Consider the following 15,761-nt stretch of genomic DNA (forward strand, 5'->3'; position numbering starts at 1 on the left):
TTCCTTTCATGTGGCCGGATAAAAACGGGTCAACCGAAGGTGAAGGCGTAGGCCTGCACACCGGGGTCGAGGAAGCGGATGGTGAAGGTTTTTGCTGTCACGGTGCCGGACTGGCGAACGAGCTGGTAAAGGCGGGTTGATGTGACGACGCCATTGCCATTGGCATCCGTATCGGCGCCATGATCAGGACCCGGCGGATGGCCATCCACGGTCACCTGGAAACGGACCGGCTTTCCCGGAATCAATCGGACCCAGCACCAGATGCAGGTCACGGGCGCTGAAGCGGTAGGTGATACCGCCTTTGGCCGCATCAAGGGTGGCCGCTTCCGCGCCAACCGTCCATTCGCCGGAGAGCCCCCATTCATTGAGGGCAGGCGCCGTGACCGAATAGTCTTGGGGCGCGTCTGCACGTATTGTCTCGTTCGATGCAAAGCTTCGCGCCTGACGGTAGCCTACATAGGTTTCGCCGGAGAGCATGTGGCTCATGTCCGCGCCGGCTTCAGCCCCCTTTGTCTCAGGCGTCACAGTGTCGGTGGCGGATGCGCCGGTGCTGCCCGCCTCGCGCAGCAGATCCTGAATCGCCTCTTCGGTCTCCCTGTAGTCTCCCTCACCGAAATGGTGGTAACGGATCTGGCCTTTGGCATCGATCAGGTAATGCGCTGGCCAGTAGCTGTTATCGAAGGCGCGCCAGATCCTGTAATCATTGTCGATTGCTACCGGATACTCGATCTTGAAGCCGGCGACGGCCTGTCTGACATTGTCGATCTTCTTTTCGAAGGCAAATTCGGGCGCGTGCACGCCAATGACGACGAGACCCTGATCCCTGTACTTCTCCGCCCAGGCACGCACATAAGGAAGGGTGCGGATGCAGTTGATGCAGGAATAGGTCCAGAAGTCGATGAGCACGACCTTGCCGCGCAAGTCTTCACGGGCGAGCGGCGGGGAGTTCAGCCATTCGACAGCACCATCGAGGGACGGAGCGGGGCCTTCAACCGGCAGTGCCGGGCGCATGGTGGCAGCGTCACCGTCCGGCGCTGTGGCTGCGGATTTCTTCGCTACTTCGACCTTCTGTTCGGGCCCTCTGGCGGCGTCGAGACGATCAAGAACGTGCTGTTCGAACGATGTCGTGCTGGCATAGGAAATCTGCGATAGAAAACCGGTGTCCAGTCCAAGGGCGATGGCGGCAACGCCTGCCAGCACCGCTGCCCCGGTTGCCCGGCGAACACGCTCGCTGAAACCGAGGGAACGCTTCATCGCCGCAAACACCCTGCCTCCGATGATGACGGCGACGGCAAGCGATGTCGCAGCACCGGCGGCATAGGCGGAAAGCAGCAGGCTGGTTTCCAGATTGGCGCCCTTCAGGGCCGCACCGGTCAGCACGATCCCGAGGATTGGGCCGGCGCAGGGCGCCCACAGGAGCCCGGTGGCGATGCCGAGCAGCAGGGAGCCAGTGACCGTCGGGGCGGCATCGGGCTTGCCGGCGGCATTGGCAAGTCGGTTGCCGAATTCAACGACCGGATGGGACAGGACAGAGGCGAACTTCGGTGACATCAGCCCAATTCCGAAAAGGGAGAGCATTGAAAGGGCGGCGAGCCGGCCATATTCGTTGGCGTTGATCGCCCAGCTGCCGCCGATGGCAGCGAGCGTCGCAACGGCGGCAAAGGTGATCGACATTCCGGCGAGCAGCGGCAGCGTGCTGCGCAGGAACGGTTGGCCGGCCCGCGCGAAGACGAAGGGAAGAATAGGCAGGATGCAGGGGCTGAGAATTGTCAGCACGCCCCCGAGATAGGCAACGACCAGAAGCGTCATTATCTTTTCCTTTCAGCTGGGATTAGGGGCACCGGGCGGCGAAGGTGAGCCGGTAATGGCGCCACCTTCCCGGCGTCGCGTATCTCTGATGTGTCGGTGTGTGGGTGATTTTGTATGGGAGTGTAGGCGAGCGGACGGACCGTCGACCATGAAGGGTAACGGCGGCGTGGCCCTTTGCTCGTCAGGGCGCGTATCGTGTGAAAACGAAATCGTGGTCCTTGACGTTGCCGACATGACACGAAAGGCAAGTCTCGTGCTGTGCGGTATCGACCGGTTTGCCGTTGACGAAGCGCCCGAAGCCCCAGCCATGGCTGTCAGGATATTTCCTGGAGTCCTTGACCATCACCTGCACGGTGGTTGCCGCGCCCGGCACCGTGGCTGGTGGAAATTCCGCGGATTGCTGCCGCTTGTAGGCAAGCTTCACCAGTATCGAGCCATCAGGGAAGGGCAGGGTTCCGCTCTTGTAAGCGTTCACGGCGATGTCGTTTGCCAGAACGGCACGAAGCTCATCGAGCGGCGGCGCTTCCTGTGCGGGAGCGATGAAGCGCCAGTCTCGATATCCCTCGGGAAGCGTAACGCCATAGAGGGGTGAGGCGTTTTCCGGCGGGCTGTCCGCAAGGCTTGAATAAGCGGCTCCGAAACCTGCTGCCGCAACTGCAAGAGTGACGGCAAAGAAAATCTGGTTCTTCATGACAAATCCTGCCTGATCCGAAAACGATCAGACGATGATCTGCGCGGCAGGTATCCGGCATGTTTCCTGAAACCGGGATTTATGTATCAGATCGTAGCAGCGATTGTGCCGGCGAGGGAAGCGCCGGCACACACATATCAATCGGCGCGCTGTAGCAGCGCGAGCGCGACGGTGGATGTCGCGAGGATCGCGGTCAGAGCCAGCGGCGCGGTGGCGCCGTAGGAATCGACGATATAGCCGCCGAACACTGCACCGATGCTGATGGCCACCTGGAAAGAAACGACCATCAGGCTGCCTGCCGCCTCCAGCGCATCCGGCGCGCCCCGGGAAAGGTTGGTCGGCAGCACGACAGGCGCCATGCCGAAGGCAAGGCCCCAAAGGGCGACGAGAGCAAATGCGGCACCGGTATGGACGCCCCAAAGAACCAGGGAAATCGTTGCAAATGCCATCAGCGCGGCGGTGACGATGAGTGCGAGACGGATACTGGCATCAGCCATCCGGCCACCCGCGACGTTGCCAATCACCGAGGCGACGCCAAATCCAAGCAGTGCGAGAGCAATCGGCGTTGTACCGAGGAGCGTCACCTGCTCGAGGAAGGGACGGACATAGACCGATCCGGCGAAATGTCCCGTCATGAGCAGGAGGATCGCGAGCATGGCCAGCTGAACGCTACGCCGCCGCGTCAGCCGGAAAACATCGGAAAGGCTGTTACTGGTGCTTGCAGGCAGCGACGGCAGGCTGAGGATTTGCAGCAGCATGGCAATGACGGCAAGCCCTGCCGTCATCGACATTGCCGTGCGCCATCCCAGCCAGTCGCTGATAAGGGCTCCCATCGAAGGCGCGGCGATTGTGGCGAGCGAAACGCCGAGGGTAACGATAGCCATGCCGCGCCCGGTCGCATTTGCGCCGACAAGCCTTGCCACGACGGCAACCGAAAGCGCCCAGAACCCGCTGAGAGCAATCCCGAGCCCGGCCCGGCCCAGCAACAGAAGCCAGAAATCGGTTGCAAAGGAAGCAAGAAGGTTTGAGCCGATCGCCAGTGCACTCAGACCGACAAGCACGGTCTTGCGGTTCAGCCTGCCGATGAGGACGTTGCTCAACAGCGCCGTCACTGCGCCGACGGATGCCGTGGCCGTGACGACCTGTCCGGCGGTCCCTTCGGTGATACCGAGGTCACGCGCCATCGGCGTCAACAGTCCCGCCGGCAGGAACTCGGCCGATACCAGCGCAAAGCTGGTGGCCGCCATCGAAAGAACCGCGAACCATGTGGCGGCTGTCCACGCGGGTTGCTCCTCGATGTCGAGGGACATTGTTGTCCCGTCAAACTCTGATGTGGTGTCGGTCATGGTATCTCTCCTTGAGTTGGGAGAGTTTTAAAGGAATTTTGCTGGATGATATGTATCTAAAAGTCCGAATTTCATGCCTATTTGTCCAAATTTGTGCGGCGCACAACGCAGGCGCGTGCGTTGACGCAGGGATGTGTCCGGGGGTCGTGCGCCTTTCTGCCCGCGGGAAATCTTTGCCGGCGGGCAACCTTTCAAACCGCCATCCGTTTAGCCGTCCATGACCGATGCTGACGCAAATTCGAAACGAGCCGATGGCACCGGCAAGAATGGTGCAGGGAAAGTACATGTCGAGAATGCAGCCGATGAGCCGCTGCCGCCGGAGGAAATCGAACCTGCTGAGGGCCTGACGCCCGAGGAAGCCGAGAAGGCCCGCAAAAAATATCTGCTGAAACGCTTCTGGATCAGCGCGCGCGGCTTCTGGAGCCGCCGTGGCGACGGGCTGGCATGGCCGTTCTCCATCGGCCTGTTGGTGATGATCGGCATCAATGTCGCTTTCCAATACGGTGTCAACGTCTGGAATCGTGGCATCTTCGACGCGATTGAAAAACGGGATGCGTCCACGGTCTATTTTCTCGCTTCCATATTCCCGCCGCTGGTTCTGGGCAGCGTCCTGATCGTAACATCGCAGGTCTATGTCAGGATGCGGATCCAGCGGCGCTGGCGCTCCTGGTTGACGAAGGTGCTGGTCTCCCGGTGGATTGCAAATGGCCGCTATTACCAGCTTAACCTGATTGACGGCGACCATCAAAATCCGGAGGCGAGGCTGTCGGAGGACATGAGGATCGCCACTGAAGCGCCGGTGGATTTCGTCGCAGGGGTCATTGCCGCCTTCGTATCGGCATCCACCTTCATCATCGTCCTGTGGACGATCGGCGGCGCGCTGACGTTGCCGATCGGCGGCGTTTGGATAACGATACCCGGCTTTCTGGTGGTGGCAGCGGTAATTTACGCGCTTATAACCTCAAGCTCGATTGCGTGGATCGGCCGGAACTTCGTCAAAGTCTCGGAAGTCAAGAACCAGCTCGAGGCGGAATTCCGCTATACGCTGACCCGTGTGAGGGAAAATGGCGAGAGCATTGCGCTGCTGGGTGGCGAAGAAGAAGAGCGAAGCGATCTCGACAGCAGGTTCCGCAATGTCCGGCATCAGTGGAAACGAATGGCGCAGCAATATATGCGTACCACCGTCGTGTCGCATGGATCGATGCTGATTGCGCCCGTCGTTCCGGTCCTGCTGTGCGCGCCGAAGTTCCTCGACGGAAGCATGTCGCTGGGCCAGGTCATGCAGGCGGCATCGGCTTTCACCATCGTTCAGTCCGCCTTCGGCTGGCTGGTCGATAACTATCCCCGGCTGGCGGACTGGAATGCCTGCGCAAGGCGTGTCGCATCGCTGATGATGTCGCTTGACGGCCTCGAGCGGGCCGAACAGAGCGATACGCTCGGCCGGATCGTGCGCGGTGAAACGGAGGGTGAGACGATGCTGAGCCTCAAGGATGTATCCGTTTCGCTGGGCGATGGTACTGCTGTCGTTAAGGAAACCGATGTCGAAATCGGACCCGGCGAGCGGGTGCTCGTCGCAGGTGAATCCGGATCCGGAAAAAGCACGCTCGTGCGGGCAATCGCCGGCCTGTGGCCATGGGGCGGCGGCAGCGTCAGTTTTCGTGCCGGTAGCCGGCTGTTCATGTTGCCGCAGCGGCCATATATTCCGTCCGGAACGCTTCGTCGGGCGGTCTGTTATCCGCAGGCAGCGGAGAGCTGGACTGCCGACGAGATCGGCGCAGCTCTCGACAAGGTCGGTCTCGGCCACCTCAAGGACAAGGTGGAAGAAGAGGCGCCGTGGGACCAGACGCTCTCCGGTGGTGAAAAACAGCGTCTCACCTTTGCCCGCCTGCTGCTGAACGATCCCGATATCATCGTCATGGATGAAGCGACCGCCGCCCTGGATGAAAAAAGCCAGGACAGGATGATGCAGACGGTCATCGACGAATTACCAGATGCTACGATCATCAGCGTGGCACATCGCGCTGAGCTGGAGGCCTTCCACAGCCGCAAGATTACGCTGGAACGCCGGGAAGGTGGCGCGAAGCTGGTCAGCGATATCCACCTCATTCCGAGGAAGGCCCGGTCCGGCTCGTTGCTCCGCCGCATGGTCAAACGCAGGTGACGAAAGTCGCGCAGCACCTCCACCCCCTGATATAATGCGAATGAGTATCGCTCTTTCGGTGCTTCTATGTTTTCCACGTCACCCGTATGAACGGTGGACGGTCAATCGGTGACGTCGTAATCTGGCCGCCAGATGAGGCAACGACATACTCTCGGGAGGAAACAATGCCTATCTTCATGGACCGGCATGAGCTCGCCGGAGTTTCTGCGGCCGATATTGCCGCCGCGCATCTTAAGGATATCGACATTCAGGACCGGTATGGCGTCAGGTTTTTAACCTACTGGTTCGATGAAAGGCGCGGTACCGCCTTCTGCCTCATGGATGCGCCGGATGCTGAAACCGCGCAATGCGTGCACCGCGAAGCGCACGGTTTCGTCGCCAGCGAAGTTGTGGAAGTCGCTCTGTCGGCTGTGGAGGCGTTTCTCGGGCGAATACAGGACCCGACGCCGCTCGAGCCTGCCCCCAAACACATGGATGCTGGCCACCGTGCGATACTTTTCACTGACATCGTCGGTTCAACCGAAATGACCGCTCGCCTGGGCGATCGTATGGCAGCTGAACTCGTCCGCGCGCATGATGCGCTCGTGCGTGGCTGTCTGGTAAGACGGTCAGGACGGGAGGTAAAGCACACCGGGGACGGCATAATGGCAGTGTTCTCCTCCACGCCATTTGCAGTCGACTGTGCAATCGATATTCAGCGCGCCTTCCATCGCTACAACAGCGACAGGGGCGAACCCATTCACATCCGCATCGGGCTGGATTGTGGTGAGCCGGTTGAAGACAGCAATGATTTCTTCGGCACGACCGTTCAACTGGCTGCAAGGCTTTGTGCTGCCGCCCATAGCGATCAGATCCTGATATCGGACAAGACCCTGCAGGAATATGGCAGCGCCGATGTCCCCGTATATGGCCATCGATACAGGCTTAAAGGCTTCGCCAAGCCGGTCCTAGCCTATCGTTGCGAGTGGTTGCATTGATTATGGTGTTCTTCAGGGCTGATCCTGACGCGGCACTACCGTTGCGATGCTTTCCTTGGCTTCCTGCTGCTTATAGGTGCTGGTTTCCTTAAGTTGGAAAGCATCCAGCCAGTCACGCCTTCGCAGAAATTGCGCCGAGCTCTTCAAGATCGAGATCATGCTCAAGCTCCCTTAGAGTTTCATCGTCGATCTTTCCTTCGCGTCGCAGACGAATAAGTTCCTTTCTGCCGGCGGCGACAGCCTGAAGAACGACATCGAAGTGGGCATGAAGAAGTGGCGAATATTTCTCGGTACTTTCGGCGTATCTGACACTTGCTGCCAGCCGGTGTTCGTATCTCTTCAGGAGTTGGGGATGGATGAGTTCCCCACTTTCGTCGTAGGCAAGCCCCTGAACGGCTGCGAGCTGGACCTGCGCCATGGCGGCTTCAGCCTCACTCATCGTCATCGGTGCGCGCTCCGGTTCGATATTGCCAAGCCCCGCCCAGGCGATAATCCACCCAAGCGTCGTTCCCTGTATGAGAACGGTTCCCACGATAACCGCGAATGCCATGACCAGAATGAAGTCACGTCCGGGAAAATCCTCCGGCAGGCTGAGCGCAAGTGCCAGCGTCACGACGCCGCGCATGCCTGCCCAGCCGAGCGCCGTCACCCCTCCTGCTCCGAGGGGCGTCGAGCGAGCGACCTTGACCCCGTGAAAAAACCTGATGACCAGATCCGATGTGAATATCCACACGAACCGCGCGATGACGAGCGAAACGAGGATTGCGGCCGCGGGGAGTGCCATCGAACCAACCAGTGAGCCAAAGCCGCCGCCACGTTCAACGACGTCCCGCAGCGATAGTCCTATCAGGATGAAAACCATAGCCTCCATCAGGAAAACAAGGACGTTCCAGAATGAGGTGCCGCGCATTCGCGTCGCCGCAGAAAAGACGGTGTGCTGATGCCATGACGCTATCAGCCCGGCCGTTACGGTGGCGATTACACCGGACGCATGGATCTGTTCCGCCAAAAGATAGGCGATCCATGACAAGATTGCGGTGGCGGCAATGATGAGGTACTCGTCGCCAAGGTGCCGGACGAGCTTTACCCATGCGAAGCCAACGACCACGCCGGTTGCGGCGCCTCCAAGGGCCAGAAAAATGAAGGTGCCGATCGCGTCGGTGGTGCTGAATGTACTTCCGGCCGCAGCCGCTACAGCAAAACGAAAGAGCACGAGCCCGCTGGCGTCGTTGAGAAGGCTCTCACCTTCAAGAAGGATTTGCAGACGCCTCGGAATCTTAACCCTTTCCAGCACGGCACGGGCTGACACGGCGTCCGGAGGTGAGACGATGGCGCCAAGGGCTGCGCAGGCCGCCCATGGCAGAGACGGCATCAGGAGGTGGACAACGACCGCGATGACGATTGTCGTGAACAGCACTGCACCGATCGCGAGAGATGCAATTCCGAAGACGTGTCGTTTCAGGCGATCGACGGCGATCGACCACGCTCCGTCGAGAAGCAGTGGCGGTAGAAAGATAACAAGAACCAGTTCCGGATTGACAGCGATCGTGGGCAAGCCGGGAAGGAACGCCAGCGTTCCCCCGCCCACCAGTAGCGCTACCGATGGCGGCAGGCCCATGCGATGTGCGATGTAGTGCAGCACGATGATGGCGAGAAACATCGCGATCACGAGTTCGAAGAGATGCGTACCGTCCATATGCGCCCCCAATCCGCGTCGGACTCACATCAAATGACGAGATTTGCGAAAAAGCAACGCAGTCATTTTTGCTGGTTTGACTGAGTTCCGGCAATTATCACCGGTTCTTTAGGCAGCGCCGCACATCAAAATGATCTACAACCCAAAACGCAAGCACATCAGGAATGGGATGCCGCCACCCGTGGAGTTCGAGAAGCGGTGGAATATCCAAGCCGAGGGCGGCCCAAGACTTGGGCTAATAAACGAGGAACGAACCTTATGATGACGATAAAACGTATTGTGCTGGCAAGCCGACCCTTGGCAGAACCATCGCATGAAAATTTCCGCCTTGAGGATGCCGAGCTGCGCGAAGCAGCCGAGGGCGATGTCACGGTCCGCGTTCTCTATCTTTCGCTCGACCCTTACATGCGTGGGCGTATGAGCGATGCCAAATCGTACGCGGCGCCTGTACCCATCGACGGTATCATGGAAGGCGAGACGATCTGCGAGGTGGTGAAGTCACGGCACAACGGTTTTGCGCCCGGCGACATCGTGCGCGGGCGGACCGGTTGGTGTACGGGGGCGGTCATCAATGGGGACTTGCTACGAAAGGTCGAGACGCACGGCGCGCCGGTCACGACCGCGATCGGCGTCCTTGGCATGCCGGGATTTACTGCATGGAGTGGTCTGAAGTTCATTGGCAAACCGAAGCAGGGTGAGACGGTTGCTGTCGCTGCAGCCTCTGGCCCCGTTGGTTCCATGGTCGGACAGCTTGCAAAGCTTTACGGGGCGAGGGCAGTCGGTATAGCCGGTGGGCCCGACAAATGTGCATTCGTGAAGGATGAACTTGGCTTCGACAGCGTGGTTGATCATCGCTCGGAGAATTTTGTCAGCGATCTGAACGCGGCCTCTCCAAACGGGATTGATGTCTATTTCGAGAATGTCGGAGGACGCGTCTGGGATGCGGTACTGCCTCTTCTAAACCAGTTCGGGCGTGTTCCCGTCTGCGGCCTCGTTTCTCAATATAACGGTGCAAACTCGTCGCAGACAGACCGTCTTCCGGCAACGATGTCGGCGATCCTGAGACAGAGCCTTCTCGTTCGAGGTTTCATCCAGACTGAATTTGCGGCCGATCATTTCAATGACTTTCTCGCGGAGATTGGCCCAAGGGTCGCTAGCGGCGAGATCAGGTACCGCGAGGATGTCGTCGATGGATTGGAGAATGCTCCTGACGCCTTCATCGGCATGCTGAAAGGCAAGAATTTCGGCAAGCTTATCGTCAAAATCGGTGGCGTCGTCTCATGAGCCGCCATGACGTAAGAAATATCGCGGTTTTGGATGATTACCAGAATGTGGCGATCACCAGCGCCGACTGGTCGCCATTGAAAGACTGTGCCGAAATCACGATCTTCAATGACCACATCGCGGACGAAGAACGCCTGGTTGATCGTCTCTTGCCGTTCGATGCTGTCTGCGTCATGCGCGAACGGACGCCGCTGCCGCGACGTGTTCTCAAGCGCCTGCCGAACCTGCGGTTCATCGCAACGACTGGAGGGCGCAACGCCTCAATCGACCTTGCCGCGGCCCGTGATCTTGGCATCGTTGTTTCGGCGACGGGTGCGAACGGATCGGGCGCCCCGGAGCTGACTTGGGCACTCATCCTTGCGGCGGCACGCCATATTTCCACAGAAATTGCCTCGTTTCGGAGTGGTGGCTGGCAAACCACGGTCGGGCGCGACCTTTCGGGCAGCACGCTGGGTGTCATCGGTCTGGGCAGGATCGGCCGCCAGATCGCAAAGGTCGGGCTTGCTTTCGGTATGGACGTGATCGCCTGGAGCCAGAATCTGACCGATGAGGCGGCAGAAGCTGCCGGTGTGCGACGGGTTGAAAAAGAGACGCTTCTTCGCGAGTCCGACTGGGTGACGTTGCATCTTGTTCTGTCGGAGCGAACGAAGGGCGTAATCGGTCAGGAGCAGCTGGCTTTGATGAAGCCAACAGCCTGGCTCGTGAATACGTCACGAGGTCCGCTTGTCGATGAAGGAGCTTTGATCGCTGCCCTGGAAACCAAGAGGATCGCAGGTCTTGCAGTGGACGTGTTTGATCATGAGCCTTTGCCCAGTAATCATCCGCTTCGGACTTTTGGCAATGTGATCGCGACGCCTCATATCGGGTTTGTTACCGAAAACTCATATCGGATTTTCTATCGAGATACCGTGGACAATCTCGTCGCATGGCTGAACGGAACGCCACTGCGGGTTTTGTGAACTTCCGAGTTGACCCTTGGTTCCCGTCGCACCGCCTGGCGGCACCATCTGGCCTCGCCCAAATAATAATGCGGCCGAATGATCGGCCACATTCTGATGTCACAAAAGTATCAGCCCTTGATGAGGGCCAGCAGGTCGGCGATCGGAACGATCTGGTCGTCTTCACCGTGCAGAACAAGCGTCGGAACGGAGATTCTTCAGGTTCTCGGTCTGGTCGGTTTCCGAGAAGGCCTTGAAGGAACGGGAACTTTAGGTGCTGCTGGAGGTGCTGCGTGGCACGAGAATGCTCTACCAACTGCAAAAATCGGCGGACGGATGCGCAGATGCTGTGGGACTTGCTGCGGCGTCAATTGCCGCGGATGGCGCTGCGTGGTGCCGATCGTCAACTGCTTGAGGATTCGCTCAAAGGGAAGATCATGGATGAGACCGGCTGAGCGTCTGCTGGCGGAAGAAGGAACGTGTCCGTCCGCGTTCGGTCCTGGTCGGCATGTTCAGTAATTGTGCTGCGGATACGCTGACGAACCGGTTGCCCGCACTTGCCGGCCCCGGTTCCTTGCTGCCGCTTTTAAAAAGGTACAGGAAAAAGCCCGGCACGAAGGCCGGGCTTTTGTTGTTGCTGTCCAGGTGGATCAGAACTTTACGCCGAGGCCGACGCGGATTGCATGCTGGTCGACATCCGCGTTGATTGCAGCGCCACCGAAGTTGAAATCCTTGTCGCCGAAGTCGGTGTAACGGTACTCAACGCGTCCGAACACCATGTCGGTAAATGCATAGTCGAGACCAACGCCGACGGTGTAGCCATTGAAGGTTTCCTTCACGTCGGCAATGCCCGGGACTTCCGCATAGCCGCGAGCATAGGCCCAGCCTGCGGTACCGTATACCAGTGCACGGTCAAATGCGTATCCGACCCGGCCGCGAACCGAACCCTGCCAGTCAAACCCGTAGTCGAAGCCTGTGCCGAGAATGGTGGCGGAATCATCGCCCCAGTTCTTTTCGAAGTCAGCCTCAAGGCCAACGACCCAGCTGTTGCCAAGGTCATAGTTGAAGCCGACGAAACCGCCGGCGAGAGCGCCGTCGAAGTCTGCGGACGTTTCGCCGGGAAGGCCGACGATCGAAGCGTCATTGTTGTTCCAGCCGTAACCTGCCTGGACACCGGCGGTAAATCCGGTCCAGCTGAACAGCGGCGCAACCTCTGCTGCCGGGGCTGCAGGTACTTCTGATACGGCATCGGCCGCCATTGCAGTCGATGCCGCGAGCACGAATGCGATAGTCGATACGATTTTCTTCATAGTCTCTGAACTCCCTTACATGAGAGATCATTTATATGCCTTTTGCCTAAGAAATGATGTAACCTTTGTGCAACGCCTACGATCCGTGCAGCGGTCTGCATAAAATCGAGGCTGCCCGGGCGCGGTGGGAAGTCGCTTGCGCTCGCGCTCGTCAGGATAATTTTACAGGCCTTTGCCGGCAGCCGATGTCTTTGCAAGGCCAGGGCTCTCAGCCAAGCTGACGTTCGATTGCGGGCTTGTCGATGACCGACCAGACCCTGCGGATTTTCATGTGCTCAAATTCGTAGAACACATGCTCGCAGAACTGAACCCTCCTGCCATTGACCGGAAGGCTCATGAAGGTGGATTTGGGCATGCAATCGAACGGAAGCCGGGCGGCAACCCGTGTCGCCTCGATGACAAGGATCTCTGCCTCGAACCGCAGGTCGGGAATGTCGGCAAAGTCGTTTTCCAGCATGTCGCGATAGCCCGACAATCCGAATGGTCGGCCGTTGTGTTCGACATTGTCGGCGACGAAGGTTCCGAGTTCATCGAAAGCCTGACGATTGAGGCAGTCGAGATAGGAAAGATAGATATCCTGAAGTGTCGGCATGTGTTTCTCCGTATCGATCGAAGGGTCGAGCCTGCTTCGGCGCCGAGGTCGATGTCAGCAGTTTGCGCGTTGCTCGCGGTCCGTTGGGACAGCGAACTGTGCTCCGTCATTGAACACGTGCAGGTATGGACGGGGAACCGGTGACGAGATCGCACCTGCCATCGTCTAGCCGGTAAAATCCATCCTGCGGAACGGGCAGTTCGAGCATCTCCCGCTTTGAAAGTCCGAGAAACACGCCGCGAAGGATCCGCCCGAACAGACCATGGGAAATGACGATGGTCGGATGCCGGATATCCCAGATCCATGACGTCGCGCGCTTGCAGGCGTCATCGAAACTTTCGCCGTCTGGCGCCCCGAAATACCAGTCGAACGCGTTTGTCCCGTCAAGATGGCCGGGAAACTCGTTGTCGATCTCAAATCGCGTCATCCCGTCCCAGGAGCCGGTCGTAACCTCAACCAGTCGGTCATCTTCTATATACGGGAGTGGCACCTTGGCCTGTACGCGGTCCGCGGTCTGGCGCACGCGCCCAAGCGGACTGATCTGCATCTGGAACAACTGGTCATCGTTGCAGAGCGTTTCGCGGAGCAAGTGAGCTACATGATCCGCCTGCTCGATGCCACGCTGCGTGAGAGGTGAATCCAATTGTCCTTGAAACCGGCCAAGAGAGTTCCAGACGGTTTCGCCGTGACGAAGGAGGTAGATGGTCGGTAGAGCCACGCTTGTTTCATCCTGCACATTCGTTATCGATTGCTTTCATCCAAAGCATCGATACGGAAACGTGCCGATTGCAGCGCATTGATGACCGATTGCAAAGCCTGGCCCTTGTCCATGCCTGACATTGACAGGACATGGTGCTCGAAGGCACCAAGATCGGCGAACTGCGAGTGAAGATCGGCGACGACATCAGGATCGCTGAGGCTGTCACCACCGCGGGCTAGACAGCGTTCTACCGCCTCTGCCGCTGTCGTGCGCAGGACGATGTAATGCAGCGGCCGGGCAAGTGCCGTAAAGGCCGGAAGCCAGTCCGGTCGCACGACGCCATCGAGGATCACGAAGTAGCCCGCCTTCGCGTAGCGACCGGCAACGTCGGCGGCAATCTGCATGATCATCTGGTTCTGCTGATGGGATTGCGGCAGCCAGGGATCGATGCGGCCATGCTTGATATATCCCCACAGATCATCGCTATGGAAATGCACCTTTGGCACGCCGGGCAAGTGAGCCAGCGTTCCGGCGATTGTCGACTTGCCAGAGCCGGGATGGCCGGAGAGAAGCAGGATATGGCCGCCAAGATCGTCCGTCATGTTCCATTACTGACCTTTGGCAGGCATAAAGCGGATGATGATGTGATCATTGTGCTATCGATGTTGCCAATCTGGCGTATTCTATATTGGCCGGCACGCAGGCAATGAACCGCCCTAGCTGGCAAGGCTTGTCACGAGATAAGCTGACGCCAGAAGCAGGGTGATTATTGTGAAGAATATTAGTCCTGCCGCCAGTTCATCGAACCGGCCGTCGCGTTCATTGCGGTCCCAGTCGTAAGCCATAGCCAACCTCCATCGTTGCTAACGGAAGAGTGGTCCGGCATGGTTAATGTAATCCTAACGGCGATAGGCTGAATGTTGTCGGGTATGATTTGGTGGCTGGGCGTTGGTGACTGATTTCATCGCGAGATTGGTTGAAACAGAGGCACAGAAGTAATACCATCTTCTACGCCGGTATTACGGGAGTTTGAGATGGCAACAACGGTAACGGCCAAAGGGCAGGTCACCATTCCAAAAGCCGTACGTGAGCTTTTAGGGATTTCGCCAGGTAGCTCGGTCGATTTTGTTCGGGCCCCCGATGGAAGGATAGTTCTCGTCAGGGCAGACAAGAAACAGCCACTCACGCGTTTCGCCAAGCTGCGCGGACATGCTGGTGAAGGTCTGGGTACCGACGCCATCATGGCGCTGACCCGTGGTGACGAGTGACGCTTGTCGATACAAATGTCCTGCTTGATCTTGTGACGGACGACCCGGTTTGGGCCGACTGGTCGATTGAGCAGCTCGAACTGGCGAGCGTTTCGGGTCCGCTGTTCATCAATGACGTTGTCTACGCGGAACTGTCTGTTCGATATGAGCGGATAGAAGAACTTGATGCTTTTGTTGATCAGGCGGGGTTGAAGTTCAGCCTTTTCCCTCGCGCGGCGTTATTTCTGGCGGGAAAGGCCTTTACCGATATCGCCGCGGTGGCGGTACCCGTAACGGTGTTTTGCCTGACTTTTTTATAGGCGCCCACGCGGCAATACAAAACCTTCCCTTGTTGACGCGAGATGTGGCTCGTTACCGATCGTATTTTCCAACGGTCGCTCTGATCTCGCCTGAAGCGTAGGAATGCGCGAGCCTTAGCATTTGTGATTACTCACCGGTTTCAGGGGCGGTTTCGGCTCTGGTGCCGCCGGTCAGGCGAGCTGCAACGCTTTCAACCGGCAGGTTTGACAAGGCTGATTTCGGTTTTGCTGTCGAGGACGATATGCAGGTCGCGGATCATGCCGGCTGCCTGCAGCAGAGCGTTTCGCACTTCCTCATCGCTGCGCCATCCACGTTCTACCGAGAGTGCAACGGCGTGGAGGTCAACGAGACTGTCACGGCCGGCGCCGGATGGAATACCGATTGTTTCGCGCATGTCGCGAATTGTTGTGAGCGCGCGTTCGAGCATACGGCGCTTCTGATAGCCGTCGAGATGGTCGAGCAGGTTGGCATCACGGATGAGCTCGGCAATGAAACAGTTGGTCTGGGTCATGGTATGAGGTTGCCGGGACGGCCGGCTGGCGTCAACAGAAGTCCTGCAGCGCTGCCTTGGACTGCGGTTTTGGGGCTTTACTGTGATGCCAGTCCCAAAGGGCGGAACGCGGGGTGAACAGGGTTATCCGCTATACTCATAATAGATTATGGATGGAATATTATGTATTTATGCGATA

General features: G+C 58.5%; 14 protein-coding genes and 3 pseudogenes. 6 read left to right on the forward strand and 11 right to left on the reverse strand.

The genetic code is table 11. The features are described from left to right. Window positions 1-29: 29 nt before the first annotated feature. The 3 genes and pseudogenes from ACZ47E_RS18810 to ACZ47E_RS18820 form a co-directional block, all read right to left on the reverse strand. A pseudogene (locus ACZ47E_RS18810) lies at window positions 30-1,809 on the reverse strand (cytochrome c biogenesis protein DipZ). A 181-nt stretch (window positions 1,810-1,990) separates the two neighbouring features. Further along, the gene (locus tag ACZ47E_RS18815) at window positions 1,991-2,500 is read right to left on the reverse strand and encodes a cytochrome P460 family protein (protein ID WP_022563958.1); all 510 of its coding nucleotides are present in this window, start codon (window positions 2,498-2,500) and stop codon (window positions 1,991-1,993) included. 137 nt (window positions 2,501-2,637) lie between these two features. Further along, window positions 2,638-3,846, reverse strand: a complete 1,209-nt coding sequence (locus ACZ47E_RS18820; RefSeq protein ID WP_034497759.1) for an MFS transporter — start codon at window positions 3,844-3,846, stop codon at window positions 2,638-2,640. A 217-nt stretch (window positions 3,847-4,063) separates the two neighbouring features. On the opposite strand from ACZ47E_RS18820, the gene ACZ47E_RS18825 reads away from it, so the two are divergent. Both ACZ47E_RS18825 and ACZ47E_RS18830 read left to right on the forward strand, forming a co-directional pair. Then, window positions 4,064-6,007 (forward strand): ABC transporter ATP-binding protein/permease, encoded by a 1,944-nt coding sequence (locus tag ACZ47E_RS18825; protein WP_045534001.1) that lies wholly within the window; start codon window positions 4,064-4,066, stop codon window positions 6,005-6,007. Between the two features lie 164 nt (window positions 6,008-6,171). Further along, complete coding sequence (locus ACZ47E_RS18830; protein ID WP_022563961.1) at window positions 6,172-6,984, forward strand: nickel-binding protein; 813 nt, start codon at window positions 6,172-6,174, stop codon at window positions 6,982-6,984. A gap of 112 nt (window positions 6,985-7,096) precedes the next feature. Here ACZ47E_RS18830 and ACZ47E_RS18835 read toward each other — a convergent pair whose 3' ends face one another. After that, entirely contained in the window at window positions 7,097-8,680 is a 1,584-nt protein-coding gene (locus tag ACZ47E_RS18835) for a Na+/H+ antiporter (protein WP_022563962.1), read from the reverse strand. 258 nt (window positions 8,681-8,938) lie between these two features. On the opposite strand from ACZ47E_RS18835, the gene ACZ47E_RS18840 reads away from it, so the two are divergent. Continuing rightward, a complete protein-coding gene (locus ACZ47E_RS18840; protein ID WP_022563963.1) occupies window positions 8,939-9,964 on the forward strand; it encodes an NADP-dependent oxidoreductase in 1,026 nt (341 codons plus the stop codon). After that, window positions 9,961-10,923: a D-2-hydroxyacid dehydrogenase family protein gene (locus ACZ47E_RS18845; RefSeq protein WP_022563964.1), complete on the forward strand. Its 963-nt coding sequence runs from the start codon at window positions 9,961-9,963 to the stop codon at window positions 10,921-10,923. The genes ACZ47E_RS18840 and ACZ47E_RS18845 overlap by 4 nt, the downstream gene beginning before the upstream one ends. A gap of 134 nt (window positions 10,924-11,057) precedes the next feature. Here the strand turns inward: ACZ47E_RS18845 and ACZ47E_RS18850 are convergent. From ACZ47E_RS18850 to ACZ47E_RS18875, 6 genes and pseudogenes are all read right to left on the reverse strand, one after another. Continuing rightward, window positions 11,058-11,157, reverse strand: a pseudogene (locus tag ACZ47E_RS18850) (alpha/beta fold hydrolase); the annotation flags it as partial. Between the two features lie 395 nt (window positions 11,158-11,552). Next, window positions 11,553-12,212, reverse strand: coding sequence for an outer membrane protein (locus ACZ47E_RS18855; RefSeq protein ID WP_022563966.1), 660 nt, complete (start codon window positions 12,210-12,212; stop codon window positions 11,553-11,555). A 208-nt stretch (window positions 12,213-12,420) separates the two neighbouring features. Next, entirely contained in the window at window positions 12,421-12,804 is a 384-nt protein-coding gene (locus ACZ47E_RS18860; RefSeq protein ID WP_034497755.1) for an ester cyclase, read from the reverse strand. A gap of 106 nt (window positions 12,805-12,910) precedes the next feature. Continuing rightward, window positions 12,911-13,540 carry a histidine phosphatase family protein gene (locus tag ACZ47E_RS18865; RefSeq protein WP_034497753.1) on the reverse strand — a complete coding sequence of 210 codons (630 nt, stop codon included), beginning with the start codon at window positions 13,538-13,540 and terminating at the stop codon, window positions 12,911-12,913. Between the two features lie 5 nt (window positions 13,541-13,545). Continuing rightward, window positions 13,546-14,106, reverse strand: coding sequence for a P-loop nucleotide/nucleoside kinase family protein (locus ACZ47E_RS18870; RefSeq protein WP_045535492.1), 561 nt, complete (start codon window positions 14,104-14,106; stop codon window positions 13,546-13,548). Window positions 14,107-14,220: 114 nt separating this feature from the next. After that, on the reverse strand, window positions 14,221-14,349 hold the full coding sequence (locus tag ACZ47E_RS18875) for a hypothetical protein (RefSeq protein ID WP_267900252.1): 129 nt from the start codon (window positions 14,347-14,349) through the stop codon (window positions 14,221-14,223). Window positions 14,350-14,538: 189 nt separating this feature from the next. On the opposite strand from ACZ47E_RS18875, the gene ACZ47E_RS18880 reads away from it, so the two are divergent. Both ACZ47E_RS18880 and ACZ47E_RS18885 read left to right on the forward strand, forming a co-directional pair. Further along, a complete protein-coding gene (locus ACZ47E_RS18880; RefSeq protein ID WP_006700634.1) occupies window positions 14,539-14,772 on the forward strand; it encodes an AbrB/MazE/SpoVT family DNA-binding domain-containing protein in 234 nt (77 codons plus the stop codon). Further along, window positions 14,769-15,172 (forward strand): annotated as a pseudogene (locus ACZ47E_RS18885) (type II toxin-antitoxin system VapC family toxin). Before ACZ47E_RS18880 ends, ACZ47E_RS18885 begins: the two are co-directional and overlap by 4 nt. Window positions 15,173-15,262: 90 nt before the next feature. On the opposite strand, the gene ACZ47E_RS18890 reads toward ACZ47E_RS18885, so the two are convergent. After that, window positions 15,263-15,583, reverse strand: coding sequence for a hypothetical protein (locus tag ACZ47E_RS18890; protein WP_045535496.1), 321 nt, complete (start codon window positions 15,581-15,583; stop codon window positions 15,263-15,265). Window positions 15,584-15,761 lie beyond the last annotated feature (178 nt).

This window comes from Agrobacterium sp. 5Ca39, from assembly GCF_055382365.1.